Source organism: Streptomyces sp. FH025 (genome assembly GCF_017427025.1).
Taxonomy (GTDB): Bacteria; Actinomycetota; Actinomycetes; order Streptomycetales; family Streptomycetaceae; genus Kitasatospora.
Genome location: NZ_JAFLNG010000362.1, coordinates 1 through 7786, shown reverse-complemented (window position 1 = coordinate 7786; position 7786 = coordinate 1). Strand labels below are relative to the sequence as shown.

6 protein-coding genes and 1 pseudogene are annotated in these 7786 nt (G+C 71.2%); 4 read left to right on the top strand and 3 right to left on the bottom strand.

All coding sequences use genetic code 11. The annotated features are described in order from the left end of the window. Both J0670_RS23595 and J0670_RS23590 read right to left on the bottom strand, forming a co-directional pair. Positions 1 to 261 (bottom strand): annotated as a pseudogene (locus J0670_RS23595) (hypothetical protein); the annotation flags it as partial. Between the two features lie 159 nt (positions 262 to 420). Then, positions 421 to 957 carry an SRPBCC family protein gene (locus tag J0670_RS23590; RefSeq protein WP_207813655.1) on the bottom strand — a complete coding sequence of 179 codons (537 nt, stop codon included), beginning with the start codon at positions 955 to 957 and terminating at the stop codon, positions 421 to 423. A 336-nt stretch (positions 958 to 1293) separates the two neighbouring features. On the opposite strand from J0670_RS23590, the gene J0670_RS23585 reads away from it, so the two are divergent. Next, a complete protein-coding gene (locus tag J0670_RS23585) occupies positions 1294 to 2100 on the top strand; it encodes an SAM-dependent methyltransferase (protein WP_207813654.1) in 807 nt (268 codons plus the stop codon). A 64-nt stretch (positions 2101 to 2164) separates the two neighbouring features. Beyond that, positions 2165 to 4279 carry a bifunctional diguanylate cyclase/phosphodiesterase gene (locus J0670_RS23580; RefSeq protein ID WP_207813653.1) on the top strand — a complete coding sequence of 705 codons (2115 nt, stop codon included), beginning with the start codon at positions 2165 to 2167 and terminating at the stop codon, positions 4277 to 4279. Between the two features lie 106 nt (positions 4280 to 4385). On the opposite strand, the gene ribA is transcribed toward J0670_RS23580, so the two are convergent. After that, positions 4386 to 5015 (bottom strand): GTP cyclohydrolase II, encoded by a 630-nt coding sequence (gene ribA, locus J0670_RS23575; protein WP_207813652.1) that lies wholly within the window; start codon positions 5013 to 5015, stop codon positions 4386 to 4388. Positions 5016 to 5313: 298 nt separating this feature from the next. Between ribA and gdhA the strand changes: the two genes are divergently transcribed. Beyond that, the gene (gene gdhA, locus J0670_RS23570; RefSeq protein WP_207813651.1) at positions 5314 to 6720 is read left to right on the top strand and encodes an NADP-specific glutamate dehydrogenase; all 1407 of its coding nucleotides are present in this window, start codon (positions 5314 to 5316) and stop codon (positions 6718 to 6720) included. Between the two features lie 117 nt (positions 6721 to 6837). Beyond that, on the top strand, positions 6838 to 7713 hold the full coding sequence (locus tag J0670_RS23565; protein WP_207813650.1) for an AraC family transcriptional regulator: 876 nt from the start codon (positions 6838 to 6840) through the stop codon (positions 7711 to 7713). The last annotated feature ends 73 nt before the right edge of the window (positions 7714 to 7786 follow it).

Genomic DNA, 7786 nt, shown 5'->3' with positions numbered 1-7786 from the left:
CGGACGGCCGGGCTCGTGGCCGGCGGCCTCGGGCCGGATGGTTTCGAGGAGGACGCGGAGGGTGGTGCGGGGGCCGCAGGGCAGGAGCAGGACCCAGTCCGGGTCCACCTCGACGCCGTGCCGGGCGCGGTACCAGTCGGCGACCAGGGCCCGGCCGGCCGGGTCGCACACCGTGTACCCGTACGCCCGATGGCGGGCGCGCCGCTCCAGTGCCTCGGCCACGGCGGGCGGGCCGGGGAGGTCCATGTCCGCCAGGCCCATCGGGATCACTCCGGGGGCGGTTGCGCGGGCCCACTTGCTGCTGCCGGTGCCGGCGCGGTCGAAGGAGGAGTCGAAGTCCTCGGGGGCTCCTCCGTCGCTGACAGATGACAGATGACGAAATCTGTTATCTGTCTTCTGAAAGCTGTCGTCTGTCACCCGTCATCCGTTCCCTGAAGCCCGTCTGTCGAAGCCCGTCTGCCGAAGCCAGTCCGTTGAAGCCCGTTCGCCGAAGTCCGTTCCGCCGCCACCGGCCAGGTGCGTGGCGAGCCCCCGCCGCCCCCGTCGCATCATCACCGCGTGGTTGGCCCGGAACAACGGGTGCAGCGGCAGCGCCAGGCGTCGCAGCAGGGCCTTGCCCGGCCGGGCGTCCTCCTCGAACAGCACCCGGCTGCCCCCGCCGTCCGGCCCCTCAGCCGTCACCGTGAACCGCGACCACCCGTCCAGGTCGCCCCGCATCGCCACCTCCAGGACCCCGGCGGCCGGGTCGCGCCGCCGCGTCTCCAGGCCGACCACCAGCCGGTACGGCAGCAGTGCGCGGATCACCACGTCCCCGGACTCCTCGCCGGTCCGCCGCACTTCTCGGATCTCCGGCCACCACCGGGGATAGCTCTGTAGGTCCTCCAGCGCCGCGTACACCGCGGCCGCCGGTGCCGCGAGCCGCCACACGCCCCGGAAGCGGTAGTGGTTGGGGTCCACGCGCCCACCCTAGCCCGGCGTCCGCCGCGCGGGACGAGCCCTGGCCCGAACGCCGCCGGACCGTCGCCGAGTTGGCGTCGGTCCGGCGCCGAGCCGGCGCCGAGCTGGCGCGGTCCGTACGGGCCCCGCCGGCCCGCAGGCCCCGCCCGGTGCGCCCGGCACGGCACCGAACCATGGGTAAACGCCCGGCAAAGAACTCCGTTCACGAGGAAGCGTGCACTCCGCTTGCACCTGTTCGGGGTGCGGGGGAGGATCTTCTGTGCTTGTAGTCTCATCAGTCACGGCAGCATCCACCAGGCGCTGCACCACCGGATCCGGAGTGAAGGAGTCACAGGCATGCGGCGACCGAGCTGGGTACCGGAGGGCACGGACCTGGACAAACCGAACGCCGCGCGGGTCTACGACTACTACCTGGGGGGCTCGCACAACTTCGAGGTCGACCGGGAGATGGCCCGCAAGGCGATCGCCCTGTGGCCCGAGCTGCCGCAGATCATGCGCTCCAACCGGGCGTTCATGCGCCGCGCGGTGACCTTCCTCGCCGAGCGGGGAGTCACCCGCTTCCTGGACATCGGCTCCGGCATCCCGACCTTCGGCGCGGTGCACGAGATCGCCCGCGCGATCCGGCCCGAGGCGGAGGTCGTCTACGTGGACCGGGACCCGGTCGCCGTCGCGCACAGCCGCCTGCTGCTGGAGGACGACCCGCACAGCGCCGTGGTCCACGCCGACCTGCGCGACGTCGAGGACCTGATGGCCCGCCCCGAGGTGACCGAGCTGCTGGCCGCCGGTGAGCCGGTGGCCGTGCTGCTGGTGGCCGTGGCGCACTTCGTCAGCGACGACGAGGACCCCCGGAAGCTGATCGGCGTGGTCCGCGACGCGCTCCCGGCCGGCAGCGCGCTGGCCCTCTCGCACGCCTCCCTGGAGAGCCGCCCGGACCAGGCCGAGGACCACCAGAAGCTCTACCGGATGACCCCGACCCCGCTGACCATGCGCACCCACGCACAGATCACCGCGATGTTCGACGGCTTCGAGCTGGTCGAGCCGGGCGTGGTCCACCTGCCGCAGTGGCGCCCGGACCAGCCGGGCACGGTCGGCGAGCACCCCGAGCGAATCGCCGGGGTGGCGGGCGTGGGGTTCCGACCTTGAACGGTCGGACCGGGCGGGCGACCGACGGCACGGCGGGCGGCGGCTCGAGAACCGGGGCGGTCGGATGAGCACCACCCCGGTGACCGACGCCGAGCGGTTCCACGAGGACTGGTCGCGGCTGCTCTCCGCCGACCACGGCATCGCCGTCCACCCCGACCTGCTCGGCCGACTGGTCGCGCGCACCGCAGCGCTGCTGCACCGCGCCCAGCTGGACGAACCGTTCCAGCCCCGACTGGCCTCCCAGGCCGGAGCGGAGCTGGTCGACGCGCACTTCACCGACCCGGTCCTGCTCGCCCGCGCGGTCGAACTGCTCCAGGCGCAGCCGATCGGCGACGGCCGGGGCCCCGCCCTGACCGGCGCCTTCGCGGCCGGCTGGGCCGCCGCCCTGCGCGAGCGCACCCTGAGCGAGCAGGAGGCGATCCGTACCGCCGCCGACGCCGCCCGCAAGGAGGCCGAGCGCGCGCTGCGCGCCTCCGAGGCCCGGTTCCGCGCCCTGTTCGAGAGCGCCGCGATCGGCATCGCCATCGGTGACACCGACGGCAACATCATGACCGTCAACAAGGCCCTGCAGGAGCTGTTCGGCGCGGGCCCGGAGGACATGGTCGGCCGCCAGGTCGGCGACCTCGTCCATCCCGAGGACACCCCGGGCGTCTGGGAGGCGTACGAGGAGCTGATCAGCGGCAAGCGGGAGTACTTCCAGTTCGACAAGCCGTACTACCGCCAGGACGGCGAGGTGATCTGGACCCACCTGACCGTCTCGCTGATCCGCGACGACGACGGCGTCCCGCAGTACCAGGTGGCGATGCTGGAGGACGTCACCGACCGCTACCGTCTCCAGGAGCGGCTGCGCCACCAGGCCACCCACGACCCGCTGACCGGCCTGCCCAACCGCGCCGCCTTCTTCGAACGTCTGGAGAAGCTGTTCGAGGAGCCGGAGCCGGGCGCCCGCTTCGGCCTCTGCTACGTCGACCTCGACGGCTTCAAGGTGGTCAACGACAGCCTCGGCCACGACATGGGCGACCAGTTGCTGTCCGCCGTCGCGGCCCGGCTGAAGGCCGCCCTCACCCCGCTCGGACACCTGGTCGCCCGGCTCGGCGGCGACGAGTTCGTCGTCCTGCTGGAGAACTGCCGGGGCGAACAGGAGGCGGTGGCCGCCGCGAAGACGGTGCTCAAGTCGCTGGCCGGGCCGGTGCTGATCGGCGACCACAAGCTCGCCGTGGGTGCCAGCGTCGGCGTGCTGGAACGGCGGGTGTCCACCATCACGCCGGGCGCCGCCGTACGGGCCGCGGACCTGACGCTGTACCGCGCCAAGGAGGCCGGCCGCGGCCGCTGGACGCTGTTCGACCCCAAGGCGAACGCCCGCTCGGTCAGCCGCTACGCGGTGTCCGTCCGGATGCCGGCCGCCCTGGACCGCGGCGAGTTCTTCATCGACTACCAGCCGCTCTACAAGCTGTCGGACGGCCGGATGGCCGCCGTCGAGGCGCTGGTGCGCTGGCGCCACCCGCAGCTCGGCGTGCTCGGGCCGGACGAGTTCGTCACCACCGCCGAGGAGACCGGGCTCATCATGCCGCTCGGCCGCTGGGTGCTGGAGCAGGCCAGCGGTCAGGCCGCGGACTGGATCAAGCGGTACGGGGACGCCGCGCCGCAGCTGAACGTCAACCTGGCGGTGCGGCAGGCGCGCAGCGCCGCGCTGGTCACCGACCTCGGCCGGATCCTCGACAGCACCGGCCTGGATCCGGCCCGGCTGCAACTGGAGATCACCGAGTCGACCGTGGTCGGGCCCGAGGACGAGGCGCTGCGCACCCTGCACGGGCTGGTCGACCTCGGGGTGTCGCTGGCCGTGGACGACTTCGGCACCGGCTGGTCCAACCTCTCCTACCTGCGCGATCTTCCGGTCTCCGGGCTGAAGATCGCGGGCTCCTTCGTCGGCGACCTGCACGACCCGGCGAAGGACGAGGCCACCGGGTGGCGGATCGTCAGCGGGCTGGTCTCGATGGCGCACGCGCTCGGGCTGAACGTCACCGCCGAGGGCGTGGAGACCCTCAAGGACGCCGAACGGCTGCGCGCCATGGGCTGCGACTGGGCACAGGGCTGGCACTTCGGCCGCCCGGTGCGGCCGTCCGAGATCGCCCGCCGGATCGTCGAGGAGCCGAAGGGGCGCCCGGTCGAGGACCGGTGAGCGACAGATAACAGATTTCGAAATCTGTTATCTGTTATCCGTCATCTGTCGGCTGTCATCCGTCACCCGCTACCCGCCACCCGTCGGCGCCTCGCCCCTCGGTCCCTCAGCTCACCAGTCGGGAGAGCTCGATCGAGTGCCCCGTCCGCTCCACCTTCGCCCTGAGGTAGCGGACATTGCTCGCCGACAGGTGTACGCCGGTCGGCACCCGTCGCCGCACGGTGATGCCGAGGTCGGCCAACTGCGCGGCTTTGTCCGGGTTGTTGCTCAGCAGGTCGACCTCGGAGGTGCCGAGGGTGCCGAGCATCTGGGCGGCCGCGGTGTAGTCCCGGCCGTCCTCGGGCAGGCCGAGCGCGGTGTTGGCGTCGTACGTGTCCATTCCGGAGTCCTGCAGGGCGTACGCGTCGAGCTTGTTGTACAGCCCGATGCCCCGGCCCTCCTGTCGCAGGTAGAGCAGGTAGCCGCCGGCCTCGCTGATCCGCTCCACCGACTCGCGCAGCTGCGGGCCGCAGTCGCAGCGGTCCGACCCGAAGACGTCGCCGGTCAGGCACTCGGAGTGCAGTCGCACCAGCGGCGTCCCGCCCTCCGGGACGGTGCCGAGGGCGAGCGCCAGGTGCTCGGCGCCGTCGGCGAGGCCATGGAAGGTGGAGACCTCCGCCTCGGCGCGGTAGCCGTCGGGGAAGGTCAGCGGGATGCGCACACGTGAGCGCACCGTGGCGGAGCCGGGCTGCGGCATGGGTGGGCCTCCGTCGTTCGGGGTGGGCCTGGGTGGACCAGGGCGGACCGGCTGGATCCGGTGTGATCGGATGTCGACCGTACTCGGTAGTTCCAATTTGAACAACTACTTACCGATGGTGACCGGCCGGACTCCAGAGGCGCGCAACGCCCCATCCGTCCCGTCTGTTCCCGTCCGCTGTTCCAGCATGTGGAACGGATGGACCCGAGAGGTGGACATTGCGAGACTTCCACCGTTTCCTGGGCGCGGGAACGCATACGCGCACGACCGCCGACGACCACGGAAAGGTCCTGATCAGATGCCCAACAGCCGGAACAGCTCCACCGCCGCCGACTCCGCCGCCCGGCGGAGCTCCTTCGAGGCCGAGCAGCACACCATAGAGACGCTTTACTCGGACGTGGTCCGCCGAAACAAGGGCGAGTCCGAGTTCCACCAGGCCGTCCACGAGGTGTTGGAGACGCTGGCTCCGGTGCTCGCCCACCGCCCCGAACTCCTCGACGCGCGGATCATCGAGCGGATCTGCGAGCCCGAGCGGCAGCTGATGTTCCGGGTGCCGTGGACGGACGACTCCGGCGCGATCCACGTCAACCGCGGCTTCCGGGTGGAGTTCAGCAGCGCCCTCGGCCCGTACAAGGGCGGGCTGCGCTTCCACCCCTCGGTCAACCTCGGGATCGTCAAGTTCCTCGGCTTCGAGCAGATCTTCAAGAACGCGCTCACCGGCCTGCCCATCGGCGGCGGCAAGGGCGGCTCCGACTTCGACCCCAAGGGCCGTTCGGACGCCGAGATCATGCGGTTCTGCCAGTCCTTCATGACCGAGCTGTACCGGCACCTCGGTGAGTACACCGACGTGCCGGCCGGGGACATCGGCGTCGGCGGCCGGGAGATCGGTTACCTGTTCGGCCAGTACAAGCGGATCACCAACCGCTACGAGAGCGGTGTGCTCACCGGCAAGGGCCTCGGCTGGGGCGGTGCGCAGGTCCGTACCGAGGCCACCGGCTACGGCTGCGTGATGTTCACCGCCGAGATGCTGCGCAGCCGCGGTGAGAGCCTGGACGGGCGCCGGGTCGTCGTGTCCGGTTCCGGGAACGTCGCCGTGTACGCGATCGAGAAGGCGCAGCAGCTCGGCGCGACCGTGCTCACCTGTTCCGACTCCTCCGGTTACGTGGTGGACGAGAAGGGCATCGACCTCGACCTGCTCAAGGAGGTCAAGGAGGTCCGGCGCGGCCGGGTCTCCGAGTACGCCGAACTGCGCGGCGGCCACGCGCGGTTCGTCGAGGGGCCGGGCGTGTGGAGCGTGCCCTGCGACGTCGCGCTGCCCTGCGCCACCCAGAACGAGCTCGCCGAGGTCGACGCGATCGCCCTGGTGCGCAACGGGGTGCTGGCCGTCGCCGAGGGTGCCAACATGCCCACCACCCCGGAGGCGGTGCGGGTGTTCCAGGAGGCCGGGGTGGCCTTCGGCCCGGGCAAGGCGGCCAACGCGGGCGGCGTCGCGACCAGTGCGCTGGAGATGCAGCAGAACGCCTCGCGCGACTCCTGGAGCTTCGAGCACACCGAGGAGCGGCTGGCCGGGATCATGAAGCACATCCATGACTCCTGCTTCACCACCGCCGAGCGCTACGGCCACCCGGGCAACTATGTGGTGGGCGCGAACATCGCCGGCTTCGAGCTGGTCGCGGACGCGATGCTGGCCCAGGGCCTGATCTGAGCCGATGCCGGCCCTCACCCGGCGACCGGCACCCGACCGGAGCGGGCACCGATCGTCGGGTGCGGCAAGGTGGGTCCTTCCTACGGTTGTGATCAGTAAGGGAAGGACGGGGTTGGCGTGCTGGAGCACCTGAACCGGGCGATGGAGCACATCGAACGGAGGCTGGACCGCGAGATCGACGTGCCCGAACTGGCGCGGATCGCGATGACGTCGGAGTACCACTTCCGGCGGCTGTTCTCGATGCTCGCCGGGATGCCGCTGTCGGAGTACGTCCGGCGCCGGCGGCTGACCGTCGCCGGGGCCGAAGTGCTCGACGGTGAGCGGACGTTGCTCGACATCGCGGTCCGGTACGGCTACACCTCGGGGGAGGCGTTCGCCCGGGCGTTCCGGGCGATGCACGGGGTCGGGCCGGGGGAGGCCCGGCGCGACGGCGCGGTGCTCACCTCCCAGCCCCGGATGTCCTTCCGACTCATCGTGGAGGGAAGCAGCAGCATGGAATATCGGATCGTGGAGAAGCCGGACTTCCGGATCGTCGGCAGGAAGGCCCGGGTCCCGCTGATCTACCAGGGTGTCAATCCGCACATCGCCGAGTTCATCAAGGGGCTCGGCAAGGAGACCGTCGAGCGGATCGCCGCCCTGACCGGCCCGGATCCGGTCGGCATCGTGTCGGTGAGCGACGACTTCTCGCCGAACCGGGAGGAGGGCTCCGAACTCGACTACTGGCACGCGGTGGTGGCGCGCGAGGACGCCGCCGTCCCGGACGACCTGGACGTCCTGCACGTGCCGACCGGGACATGGGCGGTGTTCACCAACAGCGGGCCGTTCCCGCAGGCACTGCAGGAGATGTGGGGGGAGGTGTACAGCCAGTGGTTCCCGTCCAACCCGTACGAGGCCCGGCCGGGCCCGGAGATCCTGCAGACCCGCTTCGTCCCGGGGACGGGCGACGCCGAGGCGGAGCTCTGGATCCCAGTGGCGCGGGCGGTGCGGAGCTGACGGCCGACTGCCGGCGGATGGCGGCAAACCGGTAGCGGTGGACAGCTAACAGCTAACAGCTAACAGCTAACAG

Excerpts from the sequence above, each read along its gene's own strand:
- J0670_RS23580 (WP_207813653.1), top strand. The coding sequence starts at position 2,165 with ATGAGCACCACCCCGGTGACCGACGCCGAGCGGTTCCACGAGGACTGG.
- gdhA (WP_207813651.1), top strand. The coding sequence starts at position 5,314 with ATGCCCAACAGCCGGAACAGCTCCACCGCCGCCGACTCCGCCGCCCGG.
- ribA (WP_207813652.1), bottom strand. The coding sequence starts at position 5,015 with ATGCCGCAGCCCGGCTCCGCCACGGTGCGCTCACGTGTGCGCATCCCG.
- J0670_RS23585 (WP_207813654.1), top strand. The coding sequence starts at position 1,294 with ATGCGGCGACCGAGCTGGGTACCGGAGGGCACGGACCTGGACAAACCG.